At 71.7% G+C, this 24,352-nt stretch carries 28 protein-coding genes and 1 pseudogene; 14 read left to right on the top strand and 15 right to left on the bottom strand.

Annotated elements, in window-relative coordinates; translation table 11 throughout:
• The first annotated feature begins 248 nt into the window (after positions 1-248).
• Together BMY61_RS13365 and BMY61_RS13360 are read left to right on the top strand one after the other, a co-directional pair.
• Positions 249-830 (top strand): hypothetical protein, encoded by a 582-nt coding sequence (locus BMY61_RS13365; RefSeq protein ID WP_042447333.1) that lies wholly within the window; start codon positions 249-251, stop codon positions 828-830.
• Between the two features lie 97 nt (positions 831-927).
• Positions 928-1,676, top strand: a pseudogene (locus BMY61_RS13360) (transposase family protein); the annotation flags it as partial.
• A gap of 16 nt (positions 1,677-1,692) precedes the next feature.
• On the opposite strand, the gene BMY61_RS13355 reads toward BMY61_RS13360, so the two are convergent.
• From BMY61_RS13355 to BMY61_RS13345, 3 genes are all read right to left on the bottom strand, one after another.
• Entirely contained in the window at positions 1,693-2,190 is a 498-nt protein-coding gene (locus BMY61_RS13355; protein WP_042447335.1) for a hypothetical protein, read from the bottom strand.
• A gap of 78 nt (positions 2,191-2,268) precedes the next feature.
• Complete coding sequence (locus BMY61_RS13350) at positions 2,269-2,916, bottom strand: MarC family protein (RefSeq protein WP_042447337.1); 648 nt, start codon at positions 2,914-2,916, stop codon at positions 2,269-2,271.
• Positions 2,917-2,992: 76 nt separating this feature from the next.
• Positions 2,993-3,355, bottom strand: a complete 363-nt coding sequence (locus BMY61_RS13345) for a DoxX family protein (protein ID WP_042447339.1) — start codon at positions 3,353-3,355, stop codon at positions 2,993-2,995.
• A 174-nt stretch (positions 3,356-3,529) separates the two neighbouring features.
• Here BMY61_RS13345 and BMY61_RS13340 point away from each other — a divergent pair, with 174 nt between their 5' ends.
• Together BMY61_RS13340 and BMY61_RS13335 are read left to right on the top strand one after the other, a co-directional pair.
• The gene (locus BMY61_RS13340) at positions 3,530-4,018 is read left to right on the top strand and encodes a hypothetical protein (protein ID WP_143094322.1); all 489 of its coding nucleotides are present in this window, start codon (positions 3,530-3,532) and stop codon (positions 4,016-4,018) included.
• Positions 4,019-4,106: 88 nt separating this feature from the next.
• Complete coding sequence (locus BMY61_RS13335; protein WP_082015001.1) at positions 4,107-5,882, top strand: MFS transporter; 1,776 nt, start codon at positions 4,107-4,109, stop codon at positions 5,880-5,882.
• On the opposite strand, the gene BMY61_RS13330 is transcribed toward BMY61_RS13335, so the two are convergent.
• Positions 5,821-6,378, bottom strand: coding sequence for an ATP-binding protein (locus BMY61_RS13330; protein ID WP_236656005.1), 558 nt, complete (start codon positions 6,376-6,378; stop codon positions 5,821-5,823). The genes BMY61_RS13335 and BMY61_RS13330 overlap by 62 nt on opposite strands.
• A 190-nt stretch (positions 6,379-6,568) precedes the next feature.
• Here BMY61_RS13330 and BMY61_RS13325 point away from each other — a divergent pair, with 190 nt between their 5' ends.
• From BMY61_RS13325 to BMY61_RS13310, 4 genes are read left to right on the top strand one after another with little or no spacing between them, the layout of a single operon-like run.
• Positions 6,569-7,390 (top strand): helix-turn-helix domain-containing protein, encoded by an 822-nt coding sequence (locus BMY61_RS13325; RefSeq protein ID WP_425314686.1) that lies wholly within the window; start codon positions 6,569-6,571, stop codon positions 7,388-7,390.
• The gene (locus tag BMY61_RS13320; protein ID WP_042447344.1) at positions 7,387-7,656 is read left to right on the top strand and encodes a DUF397 domain-containing protein; all 270 of its coding nucleotides are present in this window, start codon (positions 7,387-7,389) and stop codon (positions 7,654-7,656) included. Before BMY61_RS13325 ends, BMY61_RS13320 begins: the two co-directional genes overlap by 4 nt.
• A 31-nt stretch (positions 7,657-7,687) precedes the next feature.
• A complete protein-coding gene (locus BMY61_RS13315; protein WP_042447346.1) occupies positions 7,688-8,515 on the top strand; it encodes an SAM-dependent methyltransferase in 828 nt (275 codons plus the stop codon).
• A gap of 49 nt (positions 8,516-8,564) precedes the next feature.
• Entirely contained in the window at positions 8,565-9,002 is a 438-nt protein-coding gene (locus BMY61_RS13310) for a hypothetical protein (protein ID WP_042447348.1), read from the top strand.
• 285 nt (positions 9,003-9,287) lie between these two features.
• Here the strand turns inward: BMY61_RS13310 and BMY61_RS13305 are convergent, their stop codons facing one another.
• The 3 genes from BMY61_RS13305 to BMY61_RS13295 form a co-directional block, all read right to left on the bottom strand.
• A complete protein-coding gene (locus tag BMY61_RS13305; protein ID WP_042447350.1) occupies positions 9,288-9,875 on the bottom strand; it encodes a histidine phosphatase family protein in 588 nt (195 codons plus the stop codon).
• A 26-nt stretch (positions 9,876-9,901) separates the two neighbouring features.
• Positions 9,902-11,572 carry an MDR family MFS transporter gene (locus tag BMY61_RS13300; protein WP_075003892.1) on the bottom strand — a complete coding sequence of 557 codons (1,671 nt, stop codon included), beginning with the start codon at positions 11,570-11,572 and terminating at the stop codon, positions 9,902-9,904.
• 131 nt (positions 11,573-11,703) lie between these two features.
• The gene (locus BMY61_RS13295; protein ID WP_042447352.1) at positions 11,704-12,807 is read right to left on the bottom strand and encodes an NUDIX hydrolase; all 1,104 of its coding nucleotides are present in this window, start codon (positions 12,805-12,807) and stop codon (positions 11,704-11,706) included.
• Between the two features lie 207 nt (positions 12,808-13,014).
• Here BMY61_RS13295 and BMY61_RS13290 point away from each other — a divergent pair, with 207 nt between their 5' ends.
• Positions 13,015-15,015, top strand: a complete 2,001-nt coding sequence (locus BMY61_RS13290; protein ID WP_042447354.1) for a S9 family peptidase — start codon at positions 13,015-13,017, stop codon at positions 15,013-15,015.
• On the opposite strand, the gene BMY61_RS13285 is transcribed toward BMY61_RS13290, so the two are convergent.
• Entirely contained in the window at positions 15,001-15,429 is a 429-nt protein-coding gene (locus BMY61_RS13285; RefSeq protein WP_425314682.1) for a VOC family protein, read from the bottom strand. The genes BMY61_RS13290 and BMY61_RS13285 overlap by 15 nt on opposite strands.
• A 40-nt stretch (positions 15,430-15,469) precedes the next feature.
• Between BMY61_RS13285 and BMY61_RS13280 the strand changes: the two genes are divergently transcribed.
• The 3 genes from BMY61_RS13280 to BMY61_RS13270 all read left to right on the top strand — a co-directional run bounded on the left by BMY61_RS13280 (position 15,470) and on the right by BMY61_RS13270 (position 17,632).
• On the top strand, positions 15,470-15,916 hold the full coding sequence (locus BMY61_RS13280) for a MarR family winged helix-turn-helix transcriptional regulator (protein WP_042447358.1): 447 nt from the start codon (positions 15,470-15,472) through the stop codon (positions 15,914-15,916).
• A gap of 75 nt (positions 15,917-15,991) precedes the next feature.
• Positions 15,992-17,116 (top strand): glycoside hydrolase family 26 protein, encoded by a 1,125-nt coding sequence (locus tag BMY61_RS13275; protein ID WP_052438678.1) that lies wholly within the window; start codon positions 15,992-15,994, stop codon positions 17,114-17,116.
• An 84-nt stretch (positions 17,117-17,200) separates the two neighbouring features.
• Positions 17,201-17,632 carry a helix-turn-helix domain-containing protein gene (locus BMY61_RS13270; RefSeq protein WP_042447359.1) on the top strand — a complete coding sequence of 144 codons (432 nt, stop codon included), beginning with the start codon at positions 17,201-17,203 and terminating at the stop codon, positions 17,630-17,632.
• A 27-nt stretch (positions 17,633-17,659) separates the two neighbouring features.
• Here the strand turns inward: BMY61_RS13270 and BMY61_RS13265 are convergent, their stop codons facing one another.
• The 6 genes from BMY61_RS13265 to BMY61_RS13240 form a co-directional block, all read right to left on the bottom strand.
• Positions 17,660-18,262: a ClpP family protease gene (locus BMY61_RS13265; protein ID WP_042447361.1), complete on the bottom strand. Its 603-nt coding sequence runs from the start codon at positions 18,260-18,262 to the stop codon at positions 17,660-17,662.
• Between the two features lies 1 nt (position 18,263).
• Complete coding sequence (locus BMY61_RS13260) at positions 18,264-18,905, bottom strand: ATP-dependent Clp protease proteolytic subunit (protein ID WP_042447363.1); 642 nt, start codon at positions 18,903-18,905, stop codon at positions 18,264-18,266.
• A 161-nt stretch (positions 18,906-19,066) separates the two neighbouring features.
• The gene (locus BMY61_RS13255) at positions 19,067-19,909 is read right to left on the bottom strand and encodes an SAM hydroxide adenosyltransferase (RefSeq protein ID WP_042447365.1); all 843 of its coding nucleotides are present in this window, start codon (positions 19,907-19,909) and stop codon (positions 19,067-19,069) included.
• A gap of 348 nt (positions 19,910-20,257) precedes the next feature.
• Positions 20,258-20,695 (bottom strand): hypothetical protein, encoded by a 438-nt coding sequence (locus BMY61_RS44905; RefSeq protein ID WP_143094321.1) that lies wholly within the window; start codon positions 20,693-20,695, stop codon positions 20,258-20,260.
• A 241-nt stretch (positions 20,696-20,936) separates the two neighbouring features.
• Positions 20,937-21,281 carry an ArsR/SmtB family transcription factor gene (locus tag BMY61_RS13245; protein ID WP_042447366.1) on the bottom strand — a complete coding sequence of 115 codons (345 nt, stop codon included), beginning with the start codon at positions 21,279-21,281 and terminating at the stop codon, positions 20,937-20,939.
• A 213-nt stretch (positions 21,282-21,494) separates the two neighbouring features.
• On the bottom strand, positions 21,495-22,340 hold the full coding sequence (locus BMY61_RS13240; RefSeq protein ID WP_042447367.1) for an SDR family NAD(P)-dependent oxidoreductase: 846 nt from the start codon (positions 22,338-22,340) through the stop codon (positions 21,495-21,497).
• Between the two features lie 188 nt (positions 22,341-22,528).
• On the opposite strand from BMY61_RS13240, the gene BMY61_RS13235 reads away from it, so the two are divergent.
• A complete protein-coding gene (locus BMY61_RS13235) occupies positions 22,529-23,101 on the top strand; it encodes a TetR/AcrR family transcriptional regulator (protein WP_042447369.1) in 573 nt (190 codons plus the stop codon).
• A gap of 1 nt (position 23,102) precedes the next feature.
• On the opposite strand, the gene BMY61_RS13230 is transcribed toward BMY61_RS13235, so the two are convergent.
• A complete protein-coding gene (locus BMY61_RS13230; protein WP_042447371.1) occupies positions 23,103-23,492 on the bottom strand; it encodes an SCO5389 family protein in 390 nt (129 codons plus the stop codon).
• 151 nt (positions 23,493-23,643) lie between these two features.
• On the opposite strand from BMY61_RS13230, the gene BMY61_RS13225 reads away from it, so the two are divergent.
• Positions 23,644-24,312, top strand: a complete 669-nt coding sequence (locus tag BMY61_RS13225) for a hypothetical protein (RefSeq protein WP_042447373.1) — start codon at positions 23,644-23,646, stop codon at positions 24,310-24,312.
• Positions 24,313-24,352 lie beyond the last annotated feature (40 nt).

Below are 24,352 nucleotides of genomic sequence, written 5' to 3'. Positions count from 1 at the left end.
GCAGGCGCGGTTCGTGATCGTATCGGTCCGCGACGCGGAACGCGGGGTGTTCGCAGGAGCCGTCCGCTGATCCAGTCTTCACGTCGAAAAGGTAGAACATGCACATCCTGGAAGACCCATCAGGGCTGTCCCCACGGGCCCAGGGCTTGCTCGACCGCACCGGCTGCTGGCATCAGTCGACACAGCCTCGACTTCCCACGGAACTGCTGCGGGTCCGCGACCGTAGAGGTCGGCTGGTCCCCGCCCCAATGGAACTGGTGATTCGACGGGAAGGCTTCGCCCAGAAGTTCGGCGGGCTCCGCTACACGGTGCGACACAGCCGCGCGGGGGTGAGCGGCGAACGGCGGGAGCGCACTGACGAGTGGAGCTACGAGCTCGGGACGTACGCGTGGGCCGACCCCGTGCAGGGCTGGTACTTCGACTGGTTCGGCCCAAGTTTCGCCAGTCCGATCCGCTACCTCGCGCACACCGATGGACGCGTGGGTGCCGAGAACGCGAGCGGCGACGGTGTCTTCCAGGAGACGGAGACGTCCATGATCCACCGAATCGAGTCCGACGCCGTCCAGGACGAGGTCTCGGCATGGGATCCGTGGCCGATCGAGGGCGGCAGCCTAGCCATCGCCCAACACTTGGACGACCTCAGGGAGGTCACCGAAGCGTCAGGTCCCATGCACGGCTGGCGGATGTCCGACGTCGTCGCCGTCATGGAGTTCGCCTACGTGAGCCACCAAGTGCCGCGCGAACGCCATGCGTTGATCTGGAGCCGTAGCGAGGAGGGCCGCCGTCAGATCCGCGCGGCAGCCGCGCTTGCGGCCAGAACTGATGGCTGAAGCCATCCGTCGGCCGGTGTGGTGCGGTGGCAGCAGGGCAGGCACGATCCACCTGACTATGGAGTTCTCCATGCTTCATGATCATTGGGGGATCCAGCGGATCAGCGACGCGGTGGTCTTCGATCGCCTGGTGCAGGTCCTGGTCTTCGGGTGCGGCTACGCACGCGACGCCGACGAGCACTGCTCGTCCACCACCTTGTGCCGTCGCCATGACGAGTGGATCGCCACCGGCGGGATGGAGACCCTTCGACTGCTCGTACTCGCCGCATATGACCACATGATCGGCCTTGAACTCGGCCGCCTCAACGCCGACGGCTGCATCAGCAAAGCCCCTCCGGAGGCGAATGTGCCGGCAAGAGCCCGGTCGACCCGGCCGAGCCCGGCCTCGAACGGTCCCGGCTGACAGACGCGAGCGGCATGCCGCTGGTCACGGAACCTGCGCCGGCCGGCATCCGCGACGATGCCCTGCTGCCCGTAACCCTCGGCCGGTACACCGCCCTGGAGACGGCCCTGGGACCGCTGCCCGAGTACCCGCGTCCGACCCTGGACGCCGGATACGACTACCGCCCGGTCCACGAGGATCTGGCCGACCGCCGGATCGAGGCCCGGATCGCCCCACGTGGCGTGAAGACCCCAATCCAAAGCGACGGCCGATGGGTCGTCGAACGCACGAACTCCCGGATGAATAGCTTCGGTAATCTCCGACGCTGCACCGAGCGCCCCAGGACTGCGGTTGAGTTCTTCCTTGCGCTGGCCAGCTCCATCATCACCGTCCCCTGCCTCGTCCGACGCGCCTGGACGCACTACCGCTGGAACGCCCGACCTCGTAGCCCACGCATCCGATGACCTACTGGCGGACGCTCTAAGCGGGGCAGAGCCCCTTCTCGCGCATCAGCGCGGTGAACGCGGCGGTCTGCTGCTCGTCGAGGGCCGAGACCGGCAGACCCATGGCCGCCTGCGGCGACAGACGCAGCACCCAGAAGTCGCCGACGCGCGTGACGCTGCTGAACGTCGTCCAGGTCCTGGCCGTGGCCCGGTCCGGGCCCTGAGTGCGGTACTCGGTCTCGGTGAGCGTGATCGTCACCTGACGGGAGCCCTTGAGGTAGGGCGCGAGCTGCCGGCGCACCGAGAGCTCGCGCCAGGCGAAGAATGCGACGCCCCACAGGGCCAGCGCCACGCCTGCCCACCGCACCGGGAAGCTCCCGTTCAGGGAGATCGCCACCTCGATCAGGCCCACGGTCGCACAGGTGATCATCAGTGCCAGCCGGTTCAGGTAGCGGCTCCGGTGGCAGGCACGGTAGGACCGCAGGACCATCTCCGGCGAGGAGGTGAAGCTGGTGACGATCGGCAAGGCGGACACGGGACGACTCCACTCCACTTCCTGACGGGCGGGGCGACACAGTAGCGCAACGGCCCATCCCTGCCGTGGCCCGCCCGTTCAGTGCTGGTTCTGCCCCCAGGCGCTGATCGCCCGGTCCAGCCCCGTCAGGAACAGCTCCACGCCCACGGCCGCGAGCAGCAGGCCCAGCAGTCGGGAGCACATCTCGAGCGTGGTCGTGTGGACCTTGCGCAGCAGACCAGTCGTCGCGACCATGCAGACCGCGTCGATCAGGGCGACGGCGACGAAGGACGCCACGACGCTGGAGCGCCAGGCCCAGCCCTCGCGGCTGAGGGACTCCACCAGCACGGCGGTCACCGCCAGCGGACTCACCACGTACGGGAGCAGCAGCTCGCGGAAGCCGGAGACCAGCGGATGCATCTCGTCCGCCTCCTCGGGGCTGTCGGCCCCCAGGTGCATGCCGAGCACCAGCCCCACCGCGTAGAGGAAGAAGATGATCCCGCCGGCCAGCTCCAGCGACTCGGAGCTGATGTGGAAGAAGTCCGTCACGTAGGGCGCCGTCCACGCGCACAGCGCGCCCAGCAGCGCGGACGCGCCGGAAGCGAGCAGCGCCACCCGGCGCGCCTCCAACGCGGTGCGCTCCCGTGCCACGTGTGCGAACGTCAGCATCACCTTCGGTGGCCCGACGACGGCGAAGAAGGTGACAAAGGTGCTGGTGACGTTGAGCGGACCGGTGAGCGAGGACATGCCTCGATGATCGCCTACGCTGCGGGTCAGGGAGGGCCGCGGCGCGGCCGGACCCGTTCCCAGGAGTCGGCTTGTGTCAGAACCGGCCGGTGGCCACGAACACGCACATGAGCAGCACCACCAGGTTGACGCCGAAGACCTGCTTGTACTCGCGCAGGCTCCAGTGCGCGAAGGCCGCGCCGATCATGACGGCGATCAGCCCCACGGCGGCGAGCGGCGTCAGCACCTGGGCGGTACCGGTGGCCTGCGGGAGCACCAGCCCGACGGCCGCCAGCACCTCCAGCACGGCGACGACCCGGATGACCGGGAGTGGGAAAGGGGCGACGCCCGTCTGCCCGCTCGCGATCAGCTTCTCCTTCGACCGCGTCGCCTTCGTGGCTCCCGAGAACAGGAAGACGGCGGCGAGCAGGCCTTGGACGATCCACAGTGCCACGTTCATGGGGGTGTTCCGTTCTGTCCGTGCGCAGGGTGCGGGCGGGGGCGATCGGGAGTTGCCGTGATGCGAGTGCTGCGAATGGTGCGAGTGGTGCGGATATGAACGGGTGGTGCAGCCGGTGATCTTAGGGCCCCGGGCCCTTCCCCATGAGCCCTTTCGGGATGCCAGGATGCGGGGGTGAGGAAGCGGATGCGCGACGAGAGCCTCGTGGAGCTCGGCAGGCTGCTGAAGTCGTTGGCCGGTAAGCCCGTTGTCTGCGTCCGGTACGGCCGATGGCCGGTTCGGGGTGCGGCGGGTGACGGGCCGGCGGGTCTGGCGGAGCAGGTGCACGAACTGGTCGCGGAGATCCACCCACCTGGGGCCGAAGCCCCGGATGGTGCGCGGATCGAGGCGGCCCTGGTGCCGCTCACCGCGGAAGCGGCCGTCGAGGCGATGACCGCGCTCGCCGCCGACGACCTCGTACGGCCGCGGCATGCGCTCAAGGACCGCGAGGTCGCGCGCGACGCGGTCACGCGCATCGTGCACATCCTCGGTCCCACGGCGAGCTGGTGGACCAATCAGCGGGGCGGCGGCTGGGATCCGGTGACCGGCTTCACCTTCGACGGCGTGGTGGCCGGCGGCAACGGGGCGTACTTCGTGGTCCTGCTCCAGGTCGGCGAGGACTGAGTCGAGCGTTCTCGCGGGGCGGACGGTGATGACAGGGCGGCGACGCGGCTGAAATAGTTGTACAGCGCATTGACCGAAGGGACGCCCTATGCCCAGCTCTCCCGCCGCCTCTCCCTCGGGCGGTCCGACGTCGTCCCCGGAAGTCGCCGCTGCGGCTCCGCCCGAGGCCGAGCACGGCCACGGCCCCCACTACAAGTGGATCGCCCTGTCGAACACCACGCTCGGCATGCTGATGGTGATGATCAATCAGTCGATCGTGCTGATCGCCATGCCGAACATCTTCGACGGCATCCACCTCGACCCGCTCGACCCGCACAACACCAGCTACCTGCTGTGGATGATGATGGGCTTCATGGTGGTCACCGCCGTGCTGGTGGTGACCTTCGGGCGGCTGGGCGACATGTTCGGCCGGGTCAAGATGTACAACCTCGGGTTCGCCGTCTTCACCGTCTGTTCCATCCTGCTGTCGCTGACCTGGGGGAGCGGGACCGAGGCGGCGCTGTGGCTGATCGGTTGGCGCGTGGTGCAGGGGGTCGGCGGGGCGCTGATCTTCGCCAACTCGACCGCGATCATCACCGACGCGTTCCCGGCGCGGCAGCGCGGGACGGCGCTCGGCATCAACGTCATCGCCGGCATAGCCGGCGCCTTCATCGGCCTGATGCTCGGCGGTGTCCTCGGTCCCGTCGGATGGCGCTGGGTGTTCCTGGTGTCGGTGCCGGTCGGCGTCTTCGGCTCGGTGTGGGCCTACCTCAAGCTGAAGGACACCGGGCACCGGCAGCCCGCGGCGATCGACTGGTGGGGCAACCTGACCTTCGCGGCCGGACTGATCACGCTGCTCGTCGGCATCACCTACGGCATCCAGCCCTACCACGGCGCGACCACCGGTTGGGGCAACCCGTGGGTGCTGACCGCGATGGGCGTCGGCGTGGTGCTGCTGGTGGTCTTCTGCGTCGTGGAGGCCAAGGTCGCCGAGCCGCTCTTCGACCTCTCCCTGTTCCGGGTGCGGACTTTCGCCGCGGGTAACCTGGCCAACCTGCTCACGGCGCTGGGGCGCGGCGGTCTGCAGTTCATCCTGGTGATCTGGCTGCAGGGCATCTGGCTGCCGCTGCACGGCTACAGCTTCGAACAGACCCCGCTGTGGGCCGGGATCTACATGATTCCCCTGACCGTCGGACTGCTGGTCGCCGCGCCGCTCTCCGGCCTGCTCTCCGACCGCTTCGGCTCACAGTTCTTCACCATCGCCGGGGCGCTGCTGAACGCCCTCAGCTTCGGCCTGCTCATGGTCCTGCCCGTTGACTTCCCCTACCCGGCGTTCGCGGCGATCCTCGTCCTCAACGGCCTGGGCGCGGGCCTGTTCGCCTCGCCCAACCGGGCCGAGATCATGAACGCGGTGCCCGCCCGCCAGCGCGGCGTCGGTGCCGGCATGACCGCGACGTTCCAGAACGCGGCCATGGTGCTCTCGATCGGACTCTTCTTCAGCCTGATCGTGCTCGGCCTGGCGGGGAGCCTGCCCGGAGCGATGGACCACGGGCTGGTCGCCCAGGGCGTGCCGGGGCCGGTCGCGGCCAAGGTCTCCCACTTGCCGCCGCTCGCCGTGCTCTTCGCGGCGTTCCTCGGCTACAACCCGATCCGGCAGCTGCTCGGTCCGCAGGTGCTGCAGCACCTCCCGGCGGGGCGGGCGGACTACCTGACCGGCCGGGACTTCTTCCCGCACCTGGTCACCGGACCGTTCCAGGACGGGCTTGCGGTCGCCTTCTGGTTCGCCCTCGGCGCCTGCCTGGTCGCGGCGGTGGCCTCGGCCTTCACCGCCCGGCCCGCCCGACCCGCGCGGGCTGGTGACGCCGTTCCGGCGGTGGCGCGCTGAGGGGTGGCGCGCTGAGAGGTGGCGCGGAGAGCGGTGCCGTGCCGAGGGGCGGGCCGGGCCGCGGTGGCAGCGGCAGCGTCGCCCGCACGACGTTGCCGCCCGTCAGGTGGGAGGGGCCGACGCCCCACGTCTCGGCGAGCTCGCGGACGATCAGCAGGCCGCGTCCGTTCTCCGCGCTCGCGGCGGGCGCGCCCGGAGCACCGAGACGGGCGCGATGGTCGTCGTGGACCTCGATCACCAGCGGCCCGTCGGCCGACAGGGCGACCTCGCACAGCAGCCGACTGCTGTCGGTGTGCAGAACGACGTTGGTCACGAGCTCCGAGACCAGCAGCACGGCGTCGTCGCGGACCGACGCGGGCACGGACCAGGAGTCCAGGTGGTGCGCGACGGCCCGACGGGCCTCGCGCACGCTCGTGCGCTCGGCCGGGAGTTCCCAGCGCACTGAGGGCTGAGCGGGTAAGTGGACGGCTTCAGGAGCGCGGCGTGGCTGACTCACGCTTCCGACTGTGCTCGTAGTCATGCACACGGCGCAACCGTCTCGCTGATAATTTCACCGTGTTGGGTTCGTTCTGTTTCCAGCACCGTGAACTGTCTGTCACCATACGATCAGTGACGCTCTGTCGGGAGGTGGGACCGTGAGTGAGAGCCGGGCGTCGGCCGGCATCGGCGCGCCGACCGTGCTGCGCATGATCCTCGGCCGCCGATTACAGGAACGCCGCCAGAACGCCGGCGTCTCCCTGGAGGACGCGGCGCGGACGCTCCGGGTCACCCCGCTGACCGTGCGGCGGCTGGAGAAGGCCGAGGTCGCCCTCAAGCCCCTGTACGTGGAACTGCTGTTGGGCAAGTACGGCGCGGACCGTCAGGAGATCGACGAGTTCGTCGCCCTCGCCGAGCGCGCCAACGAACCCGGTTGGTGGCACGCCTACCGCGACGTCGTGCCGAGCTGGTTCTCGGCCTACGTCAGCCTCGAATCCGACGCGGCCATGCTGCGCACCTACGAACCGCACTACGTGACGGGCCTGTTGCAGACCCACGGCTACGCCCGCTCGGTGCTGCGCGGCGGTTTCCCCAACGACACCGAGGACGAGCTGCGCCGCCGGATCGACCTGCGGCTGCGGCGTCAGAGCCTGCTCGACAAGCCCGACGCCCCGACCCTGTGGGTCGTCATGGACGAGGCCGTGCTGCACCGCGTCGTCGGCAGCGACGCGGTCATGCGGGACCAGATCGACATGCTGCTGGCCGCCATGGAACTCGACCACATCAGCATCGACATCGTCCCCTTCGCTGCGGGCGCACATGTCGGCGCCTGCGCGCCGTTCACCTACTTCCGTTTCCACGAGCCGGAACTGCCGGACATCGTCTACAGCGAGATCCTCTCCGCCTCGGTCTACCTCGACCAGCGCGCGGACGTCGTCGCCCATCTCGAGGCGCACAACCGGATGGCGCTGCTGACCTCGTCGGCCGAGAGCAGGGCCCTGCTCAACCGTCTACGCAAGGAGTACTCATGACCACCACCGGCGACAATGCGGCCTCCTGCAGACCGGTCCGCAGCGGCATGCCCGCGAGCGAGCTCGGCGAGCAGGGCTGGGAGCGGCCCTGGAGCGGCCCCAACGGCGGGCAGTGCGTGGAGACCAAGCGCCTGGCCGACGGGCGCGTCGCCCTGCGCCAGTCCACCGATCCGACCGGCCCCGCGCTGATCTACACGCGCGAGGAGATCACCGCCTTCGTCGAGGGCGTCAAGGCCGGTCTGGCCGACCACCTGACAGCAGGCTGACACACTCGGCCGCAGGACACGAAGGGGACCCATGAGCGACACCCGTGCCGGAAGGGGCATCGACACCTCCAGGCCGCACTCCGCCCGAATGTACGACTACTACCTGGGCGGCAAGGACCACTTCGCGGTCGATGCGGACGCTGCGGAGCGTGTCGCGAAGGTCTTTCCGAGCGTGTTCGTCAGCGCGCGCGCGAACCGGTCCTTCATGCACCGGGCCACCCGGGTGCTGGCGCGGGAGCACGGCATCCGCCAGTGGCTCGACATCGGTACCGGCATCCCCACGGAGCCGAACCTGCACCAGGTCGCGCAGGCCGTCGTCCCCAACGCGCGCGTGGTGTACGCCGACAACGACCCGCTGGTGCTCAAGTACGCCGAGCGGCTCATGCGCAGCTCGCCCCAGGGGCGCACCACCTACATCGAGGCCGACGTCAACGACCCCGGATCCCTCCTGTCGGACCCGCTCCTGTCCGAGGTTCTCGACCTGCGCCGGCCCGTCGCGCTGTCCCTGAACGCGCTGCTGCACTTCGTCACCGACGCCCAGGACCCCCACCGCATCGTGCGGGTCCTGCTGGACGCGCTGCCGTCCGGCAGCGCCCTTGCGATCAGCCACTCCACGACCGACTTCGATCCGCTCGCCTGGGAGAGGGTCACCGAGATCTACAACGGCGCCGGGACCCCCGTCCGGTTCCGTTCCCGCGACGAGGTGGCCGCGTTCTTCGACGGCCTCGACCTGCTGGAGCCGGGCGTGAGCGTCGGCCACCGGTGGCGCCCGGAGGCGGAGGCCTCGGGGGAGCACGAGGGCGAGTCGCCGACGGACGCAGAGGTGAGCCTCTGGGTGGGTGTGGGTATCAAGCCGTGAACGACCGACCGCTCCTTCTCGCCGCAGCCGGCCGGGTGGTGGCGCCGCCATGGTGACACCACCACCGGCCGGTGCCTCGTGGGAGGACCCGGTCGCCACGGCCGCCGCAGCCGCCGCAGCGGCCGTCGACCCGGTCTGGCCCGAGATGTGGCGGGACCAGCCCGCGCTCGTCTTCCCGGCCCGCCCCGACCGCCCGGTCGACGCCGTGGGTTGGCTCCCGGTCCGCGCCGCCCTGGAGGCCGATGCCACGCCCGCCTGGCTCGCGACCCTGGACGACACCCGCCTGTCGGTCACCGGCCGCGAGGGCGACTGCTGGTACGCCGGCCTCGTCTGCACCGCCCGCGCCTGGCGCCGCGCCGTCCGGGCCCGCGGCCGACTCCTGCTCGTCACCGGCCCGTTCACCCACCCGCTGGAACTCCCGGCCGCCGCACGCGCCGGCCGGCTGCTGTGCGCGGTGGCGGACGTCCGGATCTCCGGGCCCTTCTGACCTGCCGTCGGGACGCGGTCACGGCCGGCCGTCCGGGTGGTCGCGAGCGGACGGGCGCAGCGGTCCGCCATGCTGTGGGCGCTCTGCTCGGGACGCCGGGTCCACCATCGGACCGGCGCGGTGACCGGACCCCACCATCCCTGCCTGAGTGCCGCCGACTCCGCGGGGCCCTCATCCGCCTCGGGAAGCAGCTCGCCGTCGAGGCAGGACGCCGCGATCCCGCCTGCGCATCCACTCAGTGCGGTGACCACCCGAAGCAGAGCGGGCCGAGCGACGTCGCCCCACTCAGGGGAGGTTCCATGCCGAGACGACGGGCTGTCCGTCCTCGACGGCCAGGAAGGCGAGCGTCCCCGGATGCGGGTGGCCGAGCAGCCGGCTCGCGGAGGGGGCGAGACCCAGCCAGCGGACGGTGAGCACGCGGGCCAGGTGGCCGTGCGCGACCACCGCCACGTCGCCCTGGCCGAGCAGCGGACGGATCCGGTCCAGCACCGCGTCCGCGCGCGCGGCCACCTGCGCGAGGTCCTCGCCCGGATGGTCGGCGTCGCCGGGGACGACGCCGTCGCGCCACAGGTCCCACCCCGGCCGCGAAGAGCGGATCTGGTCCGCGGTGAGGCCCTCGTAGCCGCCGTAGTCCCACTCCAGCAGGTCGGGGTCGGGCACAGCGGTCGTCAGACCGGCGAGCTCGGCCGTGCGCATGGCGCGGCCGAGCGGGCTGCTGAACACCGCGACCAGCCGACGGTCGGCCAGCCGCGGCGCAAGGCCGGCGGCCGCGGCCTCGCCCGCCTCGGTCAGTGCGACGTCGGTTCGTCCGGCGTGCCGACCCGACAGGCTCCACTCGGTCTGGCCGTGCCTGATCACGATGATTTCCCCCATGATCGCGCAGGCTACCCGATCCTGGTTCAGTGATCGGCGGGGTCGCGGGCTTCTGCGGCGGAGACGTAGGCCTTGTCGCGTAGCGGCAGCTCCCTGAGGAACCAGGACAGCGCGAACGCCGCGAGGCCGATCGGGACGCCGGCCAGGAAGACGGTGTGCAGCGAGGCGTCGAAGGCCTGGATGAAGCCGTGCCGGATCGGTGCCGGCAACTCGTTCAGCTGGGCGGGGCTCGCCGTCACGGTGCTGCCGTGGATCTGCTCGACGGCCTGCGGCGGCAGGTACTTCGGGAGGTTCGCGGTCAGCTGCCGGTTGAACACGGCGCCGAGCGCGGAGACGCCGAACGAGCCGCCGATGGTGCGGAAGAACGTCGTCGACGAGGTCGCCGCACCCAACTGCTCGCGCGGCACCGCGTTCTGGACCGCCACGACGAGGACCTGCATGACCAGCCCGATGCCGAAACCGACCACGAACATGTACGCGGAGGAGACGGCCAGCCCGGTGCTCGGCGTCAGCAGCGACAGCAGCCAGACCCCGAGGGTCATCACGGCCGTGCCGATGATCGGGAAGACCTTGTACCGGCCCCGCGCGGTGACCAGTCGGCCGCTGGTGATGAAGGTGATCAGCATGCCGATGATCAGCGGCAGCAGCTGCAGGCCGGAGCTGGTGGGGCTGGCCGCGTGCACGGTCTGCAGGTAGAGCGGGATGTAGATGATGACGCCGAACATCGTCGCCCCGACGAGGAAGCCCATGGCGTTGGCCACGGTGAACACCGCGTTGCGGAACAGCCCGAGCGGCAGCACCGGCTCCGCCGCCCGGTGCTCGAGCGCGACGAACAGGGCGACGAGCACCACCGCGCCGGTGGCCAGCGAGAGCGACTGCGGGGACGTCCACGCGTAGGTGGTGCCGCCCCAGGTCGTGAGCAGGATGATCGCGGTGGCGGCACCGCCCAGCAGGGCCGCGCCGCCGTAGTCGACGTGGTGCCGGGTGCGGCTGCGCGGCAGGTGCAGCACGGCGGCGATGACGAAGACCGCGACCGTGCCCACCGGCAGGTTGATGTAGAAGACCCAGCGCCAGCTCAGGTTCTCGGTGAAGAAGCCGCCGGCCAGCGGGCCGATCACCGAGGAGGCGCCGAAGACCGCCCCGAAGTAGCCCATGTAGCGGCCGCGTTCGCGCGGGCTGACCACCTCGCCGATGATGGCCTGCGCCCCGACGATCAGTCCGCCCGCGCCTGCGCCCTGGATCGCGCGGAAGGCGATCAGCTCGGCCATGTTCTGCGAGAGACCCGACAAGGCGGATCCTACGAGGAAGATGACGATGGCGGCCTGGAACAGCTCCTTGCGGCCGAAGAGATCCCCGAGCTTGCCCCACAGCGGGGTGGAGATGGTGGAGGTGAGCAGGTAGGCGGTCACCACCCAGGAGAGGTGGTTGAGCCCGTGCAGGTCGCCCGCGATCGTGGGCAGGGCGGTGGCCACGATGGTCTGGTCGAGCGCGGCCAGGAACATGCCCATCATCAGGGCGGACAGGATGATCATTATCCGCCGGTGCTCGGCCCGAGGGTCAGCCGCCGCTCCCGCGCCCTGCGCCGCCACGTCCCGCGCGCCGCGTGCTGCCGCGCCGCCGGTCCGGGCCGCACCGGTCCCGGCGCTCTCGCCGGCCGCTCCGGCGGCGCCTGGCTGTTCAGCCGGGTTCCCGGGCATGCTGCGCCTCCTGCGCCCGTACGGCTCCTCCAGGCCCGTACCGCTTCTCCAGGCTAGTGACTTGCCCGGGCCACCGCAGTGTCGGCACCCGAGGTGGCCAACCGTGCACACATCGTGACGGGCGTCCTGCTTCAGAGGCGCCGGAGGGCCTGGGCCTCCGCCCGCTCCACCGTCGCCCGGCCGAAGACATGGACCAGTGCGAGATGGAACAGCGGCGGGGCCACCGGGGCCCAGCGATGGATGCGGTCCGGGTGCAGCAGGTACCGGGCGACCGTCGCCGCGCGGAACGGGACGAAGTCGACGGTCTCGTGCTCCCATCGGTCGGCGACCCCGCGGCTGAGCCGGGCCCGCAGGCCCTCATGACCCAATTCGCTCAGTCGTGCGTAGAAGTGGGCGCTCCACTGCCGCTTCTCCACGTCCAGCACGAAGGCCAGGAGTTCGAGGGAGTACTCGTGCGGCTCCAGCGACAGCTCCTCCCGCATGCCGCGCCGGGCCACCGCGTGGAGGGCCGGCGCGCTGCGGCCGGAGGAGTCGATGTGCCGCGAGACGCCCTCGTTGACCGAGGAGTTCCAGGTCCCGGGCGCCATCCGGACCCGGTCGCTGCGGCGACTGACCACCAGCATGTCGTCGGCGGTCACCACCGCGATGTTCACGCCCAGGCTGCACTGCAGGAACGCGGGCGCCTCAAGGGGCCGGTCCGGATCGAGGTGGCGGGAGCGCAGGGTGCCCCCGTCGGGCAGTCTGCGGTCGAGCTGCTGGGCGGCCAGGAAGGTGTAGTAGTCCGTGGGCCGCAGTCGCATGCGGACCTCCGGGTGCTCGTCGAGGGGCGTGCGGGTGATGTCGAACGACTCGACGGCGTAGCGCGGACCGTTCCAGATCGGGGTGCGCCCCTCCGCCTGGAGCCGGACGCTCTCGGCCTCGATCTCGTCCCACCAGTGCGCGATCTCCGGGGGCAGCCGGGCCTCGCCGTCGAGCACCTGGATGTGCACGCCTTCAGCGGGGATCGGCGTCTCGCCGTCCCCCTCGACGATCAGCGCGGAGGTGCGCAACGGACCGAGCGAGAAGGTGGCCCACGCCGCGGCGGGCTCCTGCCGGGACCGCAGGCTGCGCACCGCCCCGAACCAGCGCCGACGCGTCCTGAACCACGTGTCCTGCAGCGGCTGCTGGAACAGCACTGCGACCACCATCCCGATCACGGCCCCACTGACGCCGTTGACCACGTCTATCCCGCCCATGTTCGGGAGCGTAGCGGGGGAGTCGGAACCGCGGGCGATCTTCGCTCCGCTCCTGTGGCTCGGGCGCGGTCCGCCCATTGACCCAAACGTGTGGGCAAGGCATGCACAGGTTCGCATGCGGCCGGTCGCCGCAAATCCGACTGACATCGGCCCGATGGTGCGACAGGATGTCCGACTGCCGTACCGGACCAGCGAAAGGCAGCCCGCATGCCGAGCCCCGCACCGCAGCCGTCTCCCGGATCGACCGAACCGACCGAGCCGCTCACCGCCGAGTTGGTGGTGGACAGGGCCGCCGCCGTGGCGCCGGCCATCTCGCCGGACGGCCGACTGGTCGCATACGGGGTGATCGCGAACGGCGGGAGCGAGGGGCGTCCGCACGGGTCGATCTGGGTCGCCGCCGCCGACGGCAGCACGGCTCCGCGCAGGCTGACCGACGGCACGGCCCGCGACCTGGGCCCGCGGTGGGCTCCCGACTCGGCCTCTGTCTTCTTCACCTCGGACCGCGAGGAGCGCGGCACCGCCCAACTCCAGCGGCTCCGCGTGGACAACGGCCAGGACGTCGCCAAGGCCGAGGCCTTGACCCGTTGGCACGGCGGCATCGTCGACCACCGCCCGCTCGTCGACGGCCGCACCGTCGCCCTGCTGGCCGAGGACGAGCCCACCGCCGAGGACGAACGCCGCGAGGCCGAGCGCGACGACGCCAGGATCTGGGGACGGCACCTTCCCGTCACCCGGCTGCGCCTGCTCGACCTGGAGACCGGCACCGTGCGCACCGTGGACGGACTCGGCGACCGGCACGTGGTGGAGGTGGCCCCGCGTCCGGACGGCGGCCCGCTGGCGGTGCTGACCTGGTCCACCCCCGAACTCGACCCCGGCGCACGGACGGTGGAACTCCACCTGGTCGACCCGGACTCCGCGGCCGTGCACGAACTGGGCCCGGTCGGTACCGACGCCGAGTCGCCGGCCTGGTGGAACAGGGACGGGGTCTGGCATCTGGCCCACCTCGCGGTGACCCCCGGGCACGCCGTCGGCGGCTTCGCCGTCCTCGACACCGTCCCTCCGGCGACGGGCCCGGCCCCCGAACACCGCAACCTCACCGCCGGCATGCCCGTCTGCCCGATCGAGCTGGCGCAGGTCGCGGACGGGCCCCCGCTGGCGTTGTTCGCCGACGGACTGGACACCGCGCTGTACCGGCTCGACCCTGACTCGCTGCGGTTCCACCAGGTTTCCTCCGCCCCCGGCACGCTCGCCGGGCTCAGCGTGAGCCGCTCCGGGGCAACCCTGGCCCTGCTGGCGAGCACGGCGTACGAGCCCAGGAACGTCCACGCGGGACCCGCCTGCGGACCGCTGGTCCGGCTCAGCGACGCCGCGCCCGAACTGCGCGGCGTCCGCTGGGGCGTTCAGGAGCGCCTCAGTTACCGGGCCGCCGACGGACTGGAGTTGGACGGCCTGCTGATCCGCCCGGTCGGCGGGACTGCGCAGGACCCGCCCGACGGTCCTTTCCCGCTCGTCACCCTGGTCCACGGCGGCCCGTACTTCCGCCATGCCGACGAGTTCGTGCTCAACGCGGTCGACTGCGGTCAGTGGCTCGCGCACGCCGGGTACGCGGTCTTCCTGGCCAACCCTCGAGGCGGCTCCGGGCGCGGCCACGCGTTCGCGGCCGAGGTCGCGGGCGAAATCGGCGGCGACGAGTGGACCGACATCCTCACCGGCATCGACCTCCTCGTCGACCGGGGAGTCGCGGACCCGGAGCGGTTGGGCATCTCCGGCTGGAGCCATGGAGGTTTCATGGCAGCCTGGGCGGTCGGCCACAGCGACCGGTTCAAGGCCGCCGTGATGGGCGCGGGCATCAGTGACTGGGGCATGCAGGCCGGAATCGGCGACTGGGGAGCCCTCGAGTCCGGGCTCAGCGGCAGCACCGGATGGGACGGTCCGGGACCGCACCGCCACGACCGGAACAGCCCGATCTCCTACGCCTCCAGGATGCGCACCCCGGTGCTGATCCTGCACGGCGAGGAGGACACCAACGTCCCGCTCGGTCAGGCGATCCTCTTCCATCGCGCGCTGCGTCACTTCGGGGTCGAGCACGAGTTGGTGGTCTATCCCCGCGAGGGCCACGGGCTCCGGGAGCGCGCCCACCAGCTCGACGCCCTGCGGCGTGTCCGCGCCTGGTTCGACCGTCGGCTCCAGGCATCAGTACGACTGTAGTTCGATGAGATGGCCCTCGGGGTCCCGCAGGTGCGCGGTGCGCAGGCCGGGGCCCCAGTCGGGGCGGTCGGTCGGCTCGGTGACGGCCGTGCCGCCGTGCTGGAGGCAGAGGGCCAGGCCGGCGTCGACGTCACCCACGCGGCAGACGAACATGGCGCGGTCCTGCGCGGCGGGGGCGGCGGTCGGAAGGTGGTCGCTGCCGATCGTCCCGGCCAGGGCGGCACGGTCGAACAGGACGAGGATCGCCTCGTCGTCGACGTCCCAGTTGGCGTAGGGGCCGGCGGCCGTGCCCTTCATCAACCGGGCGCCGAAGAGCTCGGGGAGGACCGCGTCGTAGAACGCGAAGGCGTCAGCGAACCGGTCCACGAGCAGTCGGGGGTGCAGGGCGTCCACGGCCGAGTCCTTCCAATTCATGGGTCGGCACCCACAATGGGTGAACGCCTATAGTCCTACCATGGACCAGCCCACCGCGCAGCCACCGAGCCTGAGCGCGCTGACGACCTATCTGCTCTCCCGCACCGGCAAGACCGCCCGCACGCGCCTCGCCGAGCGGTTGACGGAACGTCACCTGCGCCTGTGGCACATGGCCGTGCTGGCCGCGCTCGCCGACTTCGGTCCGCACGCCCAACGGGACCTGGCGCGGCGGCTGTCCATCGACCCCAGCGACACGGCCAAGGTCGTCGAGGAGCTCGGTGCCCTCGGCTACGTCGAGCGCACCCGGGACCCGGCCGACCGGCGCCGGGTCCTGGTCGCGGTGACCGGGACCGGCCGCGTGGCGCTCGCCGAACTCCAGGCCGAGGCCGAGGCGGTGCAGGACGAACTCCTGGCACCGTTGACGCCCGCCGAGCGGGAGCAGTTGGCGGGGATGCTCGGCCGGGTCCTCGCGCATCTGGGCATCTGATCACACCGGGCCTGGGCCGGATGCATAGCATGGCCCCGCACGTCCTCGCCCGCACGACAGGAGTGAAGAGCAGCCATGCCCGGTCCCGACGCCGACGAGAACGTGCCCGCTCAGCGCAGCCGGGTGAAGCTGCTGGGTCTCGCCGCGGCCGTCGTCGGCCTCGGCGGGGGCCTGGGAGCCTTCGAACTCGTCGCGCGCGGCAGGGACACGGGAGGCGGAGCGCCGTCGGCGGGGAAGACGGAGGCGGCTCGGTCGGGCAGTCCCACCCCGACGGCGCGCCCGCTGGTGATCCCGCCCAAGGCGCGGTTCCTCGCGCCACCGCCGGGCGAGAAGTACTTCGGCGTGGCCTCCCCGGGCGCGCCGCGCGTGCCGTCCGTGCTGCACGGCATCGGCGTCGACGCGGGCGGGGTGGCGCCGAACCTGGTCGAGTACTTCGTCAACTGGACGCAGGAGTACGACGCGCAGAAGGTGCAGTCCGCCTACGCGCAGCACGCCTTTCCCGTCATCACCTGGGAGCCCTGGGCGGGCGCCGCACTGGGCACCACGCAGCCCGCCTACTCCCTGGCCACGATCATCGACGGTCGGCACGACACCTACGTCCGCACCTTCGCCCAGGCGGTCAAGGACCACGGCTGGCCGCTCGCACTGCGCCTGGGCCACGAGATGAACGGCCACTGGTACCCGTGGGCGGAGCCCAACGGCGTCAACCGTCCGGGCCAGTTCGCCGCCGCCTGGAAGCACGTCCACGCCGTCTTCCAGGACGTCGGCGCGGACAACGTCATCTGGATCTGGGCCCCGAACACCCTGCGCGGCGCGGACCCGGTCAGCCTCCACTCCCTCTACCCCGGCGACGCCTACGTGGACTGGATCGGCATGTCCGCCTACGACGTGACCGAGTGGACCGCCGACCACCTGATAGGCCCCACGCTGACCGAGATACGCACCTTTACCGGGCTCCCGCTCCTCATCACGGAGACCGGCGCGCAGCCGGGCCCCCAGAAGGCGCCCTGGACGACGGACTTCTTCGCCTGGCTCAGGCACCGGCCGGACGTCCTCGGCTTCGTCTGGTTCGAGTACACCCACGCCCAGGGCGGCGGCACGGACTGGAACTTCACCTCCAGCCCCCGGTCCCGGACCGCCTTCCGCGCCGGCGTCCGCACGTTGAACCTCGTCGGCATCCCGGACGGCACCGGCGGCTGAGCTTTGTCCAACCGGCCGACAGGCTTCTCCGAGGGCAGAATGCCGCTCCCTTCCGCTACGGCGTCCGGTGCCTAGTCTGGAGGGGTGAGCACTCCCGCGCAGAACGAGCCCCGCGTCATCCCGTTGCGGCCGCGTACCGCGCCGCCCACGTCCGCCGGGGCCGCTCCGGCCGGCGCGCCGCAGGGCCCCGCCGTGAGGGAACCCCTGTGGCGTGACCTGGTCGGCGAGGCGTTGCGGCGCGAACGGCTCGCGCAGGAGCGGACGCTGAAGGACGTCGCGGACGCGGCGCGGATCTCGATGCCGTACCTGTCGGAGCTGGAGCGCGGCCGTAAGGAGGCCTCCTCCGAGGTGCTCGCGGCCGCCGCCCGGGCCCTCGGGCTGGGGCTCGGGGACCTGCTCGCGCGCACCCAGGACGAGCTGGCCCGGACCGCGCCGCTGCGCGCGGCCCGCGATCGCGCAGCGAGGACCCGCACCTCGACTGCGACGCGCTACGACGGCCTCTGCCTCGCCGCCTGACGTCGGCCGCGGGTCACGGAGTACGGTTCAGACGAACAAGGCCCGTCGGCTCAGCACCTCGTCGGCGATCCCGTAGGAGACCGCCTCCTCGGCCGTGAGGACCTTGTCCCGGTCCATGTCCGCGCGCAGTGTCGCCACGTCGTGACGGGTGTGGCGGGAGAGGACCTCCTCCACCTGGGCGCGGATGCGGACCATCTCCTTGGCGGCGAGGCTGAGGTCGGAGACCGTCCCTTGCCGGCCGCCGCTGGCCGGCTGGCCGAGCAGGACGCGCGCGTGCTGGAGCACGAAGCGTCGCCCGAGGTCGCCCCCGGCGAGCAGCACCGCCGCCGTCGAGGCCGCCTGGCCCACGCAGAACGTGGAGATCGGCGCCTGCACGAACGTCATCGTGTCGTAGATCGCCATCAGTGAAGTGAAGGAACCACCCGGCGAGTTGAGGTAGATCGAGATCTCCTGTTCGGGCCCGGCCGACTCCAGGTGCAGCAGCTGCGCGATGACGGCGTTGGCCACGCCGTCGTCGATCTCGGTGCCGAGGAAGATGATGCGTTCGTTCAGCAGGCGGCTGAAGACGTCGTAGGTCCGCTCGCCCTGCGCGGTGCGCTCGACGACGTAGGGAATGGTGTACGCGCCCATGTCACAGCCCCATCCGTCGGCGCGAGGTGGCCGGGCGGATGTCGTCGAGCGACTCCACCACCTGGTCCACCATCCCGTACTCCCTGGCCTGTTCGGCCGTGAACCAGCGGTCGCGGTCGCTGTCGCGGGCGATGGTCTCGGCGCTCTGGCCGGTGTGTTCGGCGGTGATCCGCTCGATGGCCCTCTTGGTGTGCTCCAGGTTCTCGGCCTGGATCTCGATGTCCGAGGTGGTGCCGCCGATCCCGGCCGAGGGCTGGTGCATCATGATCCGCGCGTTCGGCAGCCCGAAGCGCTTGCCGCGCGTCCCCACGGTCAGCAGGAACTGGCCCATGCTGGCGGCGAGGCCCATCGCCAGCGTCGAGACGTCGTTCGGGATCAGCCGCATGGTGTCGTAGATGGCGAGACCCGCCGTCACCGACCCGCCGGGGCTGTTGATGTAGAGGCTGATGTCGGTGCGGGGGTCCTGCGCCGACAGCAGCAGCAACTGCGCGCAGACCCGGTTGGCCGACACCTCGTCGACCTGCGTGCCGAGCAGCACGATCCGCTGGGAGAGCAGCTGCGCCGCCAGGTGGTCGTCGAACCGGGTGGGCGTGGTGTCGCCCTCCTCCGCACGGATCGGGTGCGTGGTGGTGAGTCGAGTCATGGGTTCTCCTGGTCGATGCCGCCGAGGAGGCGGGGGGACGGGGACGCCGTTGACTCGACTCTGACCCGCGACGGGCCCTCGGAAGCCGATTCTCTGCCCGCCGCAGATTCGCTGCGGGCAGAGCGACTCCCCGAGGGCGGCCGACCGTTGCCGGGACGGCGTCAGACCGAGGCCAGCAGGCGGTCGCCCTGGCGCAGGGCGAACAGCTCGGCCGCGGAGCCACCGCGGACCACGAGCTCGGCGAAGCCGACGCCCGAGCTGCCGGTGGTGAACCCGGGCTCGCCGCGCGGCACGTCCGGGAGGCGGTCGTAGCAGCGCACCTGGACGGGGCGGCCGTCGTGGCGGCTGTGCACGGTGATCGCGCCGCCCTGGGCGTAGCCCGGCAGCGCGTCCGCCGGGACGTCGAGCTTGCAGTTGCCGAAGTTGTCGATCACCGCGATCCGGGGGTTCTCCGTCTGGACGGTGGCGGGCGCCGTCAGCGTCTGCGGCCGGGCGGGCACGGGGCGGCCGTCCACCAGCCAGCGCGCCAGCAGCGGCACGTACCAGAGGCTGCGGAACTGGGTGCGGACGATCTCCTCGACCTGCTCCGGGGTGAACTCGGCCCAGTCCGCCGCGGCGGCCTCGACCACCTCGCGGACGTCGGTGATGTGCACCTGCGTGATGCCGAGGTGCGCGGCCAGCGGGGACAGCACCCGCTCGTTCCAGCTGGAGACCACCAGGTGCCCGCGGTACTCGAACCAGCAGAAGGGCGAGCCGTTGGGCCAGTGGCCGTCCCGGGGTGCGATGTTGACCAGCAGGACCAGCGGGTGGGTCGGCCCGCCGGTGAGCTCGGTGGCCCGCAGCAGGTCCAGCAGCGTCAGCGCGGCGGCGGCGTCCGGGTCCTCGCCGGTGAGCGGCAGGATGCTGGGCGTGCTGCCGAACAGGGCGGCGATCCGTGCCGCCTGGCGGGCCTGGGCGTTGGCGTCGGCGCAGTCGGTGAGGGCGACGACCGGTCGCTGGGTCATGGGGGGTGTCCGTCCGTGGTCGTGGGTGTGGCGGCGTTGCGGGTAACAAAAAAAGGACCCTCCGTTTCCGGAGGGTCCTTCGCGTCAGTGTGCGCGCAGGCTTCGCTAGCGAAGCGCCTCCGGTGGCGGGGGCATCATTCGCATCATGGCGAGGTCGGTGTCGCGCTGCATGCCGGGCACAGTAACAGGTCCGCGCGGGGGTTCCGGCCGACCATCCGGAATATGGATGCCCGGATCAATCGGATGGCCCGATCGCCCGGACGGCACGGATCGCTCGGATGCGGACCGCTGGGATGCGGACCGCTGGGATGGGGCCCGCTGGGATGGGGCCCGCTGGGATGGGGACGCTCAGCCGGCCAGGGCGACGCGGTGGTGCTGCGAGCCGTGGTGGCGCACGCCGAGGCGCTCCCACAAGGACGGCCGCGGGGGATCGGGGAAGACCACGTCGCCCTCCGACACCGCCACCGCGGCGACGGCGTCGCGTAGCGTCTGCGCGCGGACCACGACGGGGTGCACCCGCACCGGCTCCTCCGGGCCGAAAGCGTCGGTCACCAGCTCGTCGAGCTCGACGCAGGCGTTGTGCTCCCATGCGTGCTCCAGCTGCCGGCTGGGGTGGGTGCGGAACAGGGCCTCGCCGCCGACCGGGGTCCAGGCCAGCACCGGCACCAGCACGGCGTGCCGCCGCCGCGCCTCGGCGGCCGCCCGGTGCAGCAGCGGCACGTCGCCGACGCGGTCCCGTACCCCGACGATCACTCGCGGCCCCTGCGACCTCGTTGCCTCGACCATGGCCCACACTTCTCTCTCACCGCTCGAGCCGCCTGACCGCTCGACGCGGCGGCCGCCGACCACCGGCCGCCGTCCGTCCGGAGACCGTGACTCCATTCCATGTCGGTCGCCGGCCCGGACAAAGGCTCCTTGACGCGTCCCGTACGTCGGCGGGGCCGGTCTTGACGCCGCCCTGACCGTGGCCCTTCGTGTGCGGCCGGGCACGGAGGACCACGGTCAGGGCGGTCTACCGGTCGCGCGTCTACCGGTCGGAGAGGGCGAGTTCCAGCAGGCCGGGGAAGCGCGCCTCGAACTCCGGGCGCCGGAGTCGGTTGAGGCGCTTGGGGCCGGCGTCGCGCTGCTCCAGCAGGCCCGCCTCGCGCAGGATCGCGAAGTGGCGGCTGAGGGTCGCCTTGGTGACGGGCACGTCGAAGCTGCCGCAGGCCCGTTCCCAGTCGGCGGCGTTCGCCAGGGTGCGGACGATGGTGCGGCGGACCGGGTCCGCGAGGGCGAGCAGCGCCGTTTCCAGGGGGACCTGGTCCAGGTCCGCGTGGAGCGGTGCGGCACGGTGGCTCGCGCCGGCGGCGCGTTCCGGGGTCGGCGTCATGGCGGTGGCTCCCGTCCTGACCCGCGACGGGCCGGGGCTTGCTCGATCGGTCGCGGAGTCTTCGTCGTCGCGCTCGCAGGTGCGATGTTCGCTGAACGGCGAACACCCTACTGCGGCCGGCGCCCGCGGACACCGTCGCGGCCCGCGTTCGCCCCTCCGGTTCGGCCTCGCCCCGGGTCCCCGGCCTGCAGCGCGTCGGCGTCGGAGCTCCGGTCAGCGCACCCAGGAGTCGGTGAGCGACTGGACGGCGGAGCCGTCGAGGTCGGCGAGGGTGGTGGCGACGAAGTCGCGGGCCCAGGCCGAGGTCTGGACGCGGAAGGGCGCGCGGTCGGCCGTCAGGGCGTCCACGATCGGGGCGGCCGCCTCGGCGGGGGTCTGCGCGTTGCCGAACGACTTCTGGGTGCGGGCGATGTACGCCTGCAGCGCCGGGGCGTAGGGCCCGGCGGCGGCGAGCAGCGCGGGGACGTCCAGGCCGAGGTTGGCGACGAACTCGCTCGCCACCGCACCCGGCTCGACGACGGTGACGCCCACGCCGACGGTGGCGGCGACCGGCGCGAGGGACTGCATGAAGCCCTCGACGGCGAACTTGGCCGCGCAGTACGCCTCGTTGAAGGGCTGTCCGACGGCGCCGCCGACGCTGGTGACGGTGATCACCCGGCCCTTGGAGGCGCGCAGGTGCGGCAGCGCGGCGCGGGTGACCGCGACGACGCCGAAGAAGTTGACCTCCATGGCCGCGCGGACGTCCTCGACGCTGCTCTGCTCGATGGTGCCGACCTGGGCGGCGCCCGCGTTGTTGACCAGCGCGTCCAGGTGGCCGTGCTCGGCGACGACCTCGTCGAGGCAGGTGGCGATGCCGGTCGGGTCGGTGACGTCCAGGCGCTTGACCTGGATGAGGTCCTCCACACCCGCCTCGGCGGCGGCCTTGCGCAGGGCGTCGGCCTTGCCGGTGTCGCGCATGGTGGCGACGGTCGTCCAGCCCGCGCGGGCGGCGCCGATCGCGGCCGCCAGGCCGATGCCGGAGGAGGTGCCGGTGATCAGAACCGTCTTCGGGGAGGTCATGAGGGTCTTCCTTGGCTGGGGATCGGTCGGGTCTTGGTCGGGTCTTGGCCGGGGCCTGGTCGAGGCCTGGCCGAGGACAACGCGGGGCGACCGCGTCACAACCGGGGAGTTCCCCGGTTATCCGCAACCGTAAGCGGGGAACTCCCCGGTTGTCCAGCTAGACTGGTCCCCGGACGAAAGGAACGGCCTTGACCAGCAAACCGAGCGTGTTGCGCGCCGACGCCCGCCGCAACCGGGAGCGCATCCTGGAAGCAGCCGTGCGCGCCTTCTCCGAGAAGGGCGCCGACGTGCCGATCGACACGATCGCCAAGGACGCCGGCGTCGGCTCGGCCACGCTCTACCGCCACTTCCCGACCCGCGAGGCGCTGGTCGAGGCCGCCTACCGCAACGAGCTGGCCCGTGTCTGCGACAGCGCGGCGCAGCTGCTCGCCGACAATCCGCCCGACCAGGCCCTGCGTCGCTGGATGGACAACTTCATCGACTACCTCACCGCCAAGCAGGGCATGGCGGACGCCCTCCGCGCCGCGGTCGCCTCCGGCGCGGACCCGTTCGCCGAGTCCGTCGCCAAGCTTGCCGCGGCGATCGCGACCATGCTGGACGCCGGTGCCCGGGCCGGAGTGCTGCGTCCCGACCTCGACCCCCTCGACGTCGGCTTCACCCTCGCCGGCGTCGGCCTGGTCACCAGCGCCCCCGGCCAGCGCGAGCGCGCCGACCGCCTTCTCGACCTGCTCCTCGACGGCCTGCGCTACGGCGTCGCGTAGGTCAGCAGTTGCGCAACTCGGGGGACTGGTGCAGGACCTGGGAGCGCAGTGAGGTGAACTCCAAGTAGGCGGCCTCGTGTTCGGTGCCGGGGCGGAACGCGGCGACGTTGTGGCAGTTCATGAAGGCGAGCGTGACGCCGAAGTGGCGCTCCAGGCTGCCGCGGATCGCGTTGCTGGCCAGGGCGCGCAGGAGCTGGCCGCGCTCGGCGTCGGTGGGCGGGGTGTTGTCGTCGACGAACGGGGCATCGGTGTGCGGGAGTCGGTCGGCGAGGGCTTCGACGGTCTTGTAGGCGTAGGGGAGTGAGTCACGGACGGTGGCGATGAAGTCGGCCTCGTCGACGGGGCCGCGCTCGGCCTGGGCGAGGAGTTCGGGGGAGACGTCGAGCGACATGGGGAGCTCCGTTCGGTTCGCTCATGCACATGAAAATCGTTGTCGATAAAGACTGTGCTCCGCGCGCTGCGTATACGTCAAGTCCCGTCCCTCGCATGGCTGCACCGTCTACTCTGGATGGTGCCGATGGGGGAGTGCGAGGCGGGGGTCGATGGACCAGCGCGACGGAACGGACGCGGAACGGCAGTTGACGCTGGCTCGGCTGGGCGTCGAGCTCGCCGCGCAGCGGCTGCGGCAGGAGGGTGCCGCGACGCCCGCGACGCGCCTCGGCCACCGCTTGCAGCTCGCCGAGAGCCTCGACCGGCTCACCGAACTCCTGAGCAGCGCCAGAGAGTTGCCGGGCCGACTCGACGAGCTGGAGGCGGTGCTCGCCGAGCGCGTCCGACTCGGACGGCTGGTCGTCGTCGAGCGGACTGTCGGCCCTGGCTCGCGCAGGCGCTGGTCGATCAGGCCCGGTGCCTCGGCGTGCGCGGGCGCCGCGCGGAGGCGGTGCCCCCTGCCCGCGAGGGCGTCGCGCTCTTCCGGGCGTCGGTGGCCGAGGAACCGGACGAAAAAAGGACGAACTCTCCGTCTCGTCCACGTACTCGCCAACCTGGCGCTGCGTGAATCCCGCCTGGAGCACACCGCACAGGTCCCCGCGCTGCTCGACGAGGTCCTGGCCCTCCTCGACCGCCCGGTCCGCTTCCCGCCCGGCGCCAACCTGGACGGCCTCGCGGACACCCTGCACTGGCTCGCCTGGTACCTCAAGCGCCACCACCACCGCCGCGAGGGCCGCGCCGCCGACCGCGCCGCCGCGGCCCTGCGGCGCCGTCAGTCCTGAAGGGCGGCCTGAACGGCGGCCTGAACGGAGGCCGCACGGC

This window comes from Streptacidiphilus jiangxiensis, assembly GCF_900109465.1.
GTDB lineage: Bacteria > Actinomycetota > Actinomycetes > Streptomycetales > Streptomycetaceae > Streptacidiphilus > Streptacidiphilus jiangxiensis.
This window is presented reverse-complemented; position numbering and strand designations above follow the sequence as displayed.

Bases quoted from the DNA above. Each gene is read 5' to 3' on its own strand.
- BMY61_RS13265 (WP_042447361.1), bottom strand. From the start codon at position 18,262: ATGGGCGCGTACACCATTCCCTACGTCGTCGAGCGCACCGCGCAGGGC.
- BMY61_RS13275 (WP_052438678.1), top strand. From the start codon at position 15,992: ATGCCCGGTCCCGACGCCGACGAGAACGTGCCCGCTCAGCGCAGCCGG.
- BMY61_RS13230 (WP_042447371.1), bottom strand. From the start codon at position 23,492: ATGTCGCTCGACGTCTCCCCCGAACTCCTCGCCCAGGCCGAGCGCGGC.
- BMY61_RS13285 (WP_425314682.1), bottom strand. From the start codon at position 15,429: ATGAATTGGAAGGACTCGGCCGTGGACGCCCTGCACCCCCGACTGCTC.
- BMY61_RS13335 (WP_082015001.1), top strand. From the start codon at position 4,107: ATGCCCAGCTCTCCCGCCGCCTCTCCCTCGGGCGGTCCGACGTCGTCC.
- BMY61_RS13365 (WP_042447333.1), top strand. From the start codon at position 249: ATGGAACTGGTGATTCGACGGGAAGGCTTCGCCCAGAAGTTCGGCGGG.
- BMY61_RS13260 (WP_042447363.1), bottom strand. From the start codon at position 18,905: ATGACTCGACTCACCACCACGCACCCGATCCGTGCGGAGGAGGGCGAC.
- BMY61_RS13245 (WP_042447366.1), bottom strand. From the start codon at position 21,281: ATGACGCCGACCCCGGAACGCGCCGCCGGCGCGAGCCACCGTGCCGCA.
- BMY61_RS13295 (WP_042447352.1), bottom strand. From the start codon at position 12,807: ATGGGCGGGATAGACGTGGTCAACGGCGTCAGTGGGGCCGTGATCGGG.
- BMY61_RS13240 (WP_042447367.1), bottom strand. From the start codon at position 22,340: ATGACCTCCCCGAAGACGGTTCTGATCACCGGCACCTCCTCCGGCATC.
- BMY61_RS13305 (WP_042447350.1), bottom strand. From the start codon at position 9,875: ATGGGGGAAATCATCGTGATCAGGCACGGCCAGACCGAGTGGAGCCTG.
- BMY61_RS13225 (WP_042447373.1), top strand. From the start codon at position 23,644: ATGGACCAGCGCGACGGAACGGACGCGGAACGGCAGTTGACGCTGGCT.
- BMY61_RS13255 (WP_042447365.1), bottom strand. From the start codon at position 19,909: ATGACCCAGCGACCGGTCGTCGCCCTCACCGACTGCGCCGACGCCAAC.
- BMY61_RS44905 (WP_143094321.1), bottom strand. From the start codon at position 20,695: ATGGTCGAGGCAACGAGGTCGCAGGGGCCGCGAGTGATCGTCGGGGTA.
- BMY61_RS13310 (WP_042447348.1), top strand. From the start codon at position 8,565: ATGGTGACACCACCACCGGCCGGTGCCTCGTGGGAGGACCCGGTCGCC.
- BMY61_RS13325 (WP_425314686.1), top strand. From the start codon at position 6,569: ATGATCCTCGGCCGCCGATTACAGGAACGCCGCCAGAACGCCGGCGTC.
- BMY61_RS13300 (WP_075003892.1), bottom strand. From the start codon at position 11,572: ATGCCCGGGAACCCGGCTGAACAGCCAGGCGCCGCCGGAGCGGCCGGC.
- BMY61_RS13345 (WP_042447339.1), bottom strand. From the start codon at position 3,355: ATGAACGTGGCACTGTGGATCGTCCAAGGCCTGCTCGCCGCCGTCTTC.
- BMY61_RS13320 (WP_042447344.1), top strand. From the start codon at position 7,387: ATGACCACCACCGGCGACAATGCGGCCTCCTGCAGACCGGTCCGCAGC.
- BMY61_RS13290 (WP_042447354.1), top strand. From the start codon at position 13,015: ATGCCGAGCCCCGCACCGCAGCCGTCTCCCGGATCGACCGAACCGACC.
- BMY61_RS13315 (WP_042447346.1), top strand. From the start codon at position 7,688: ATGAGCGACACCCGTGCCGGAAGGGGCATCGACACCTCCAGGCCGCAC.
- BMY61_RS13280 (WP_042447358.1), top strand. From the start codon at position 15,470: ATGGACCAGCCCACCGCGCAGCCACCGAGCCTGAGCGCGCTGACGACC.
- BMY61_RS13350 (WP_042447337.1), bottom strand. From the start codon at position 2,916: ATGTCCTCGCTCACCGGTCCGCTCAACGTCACCAGCACCTTTGTCACC.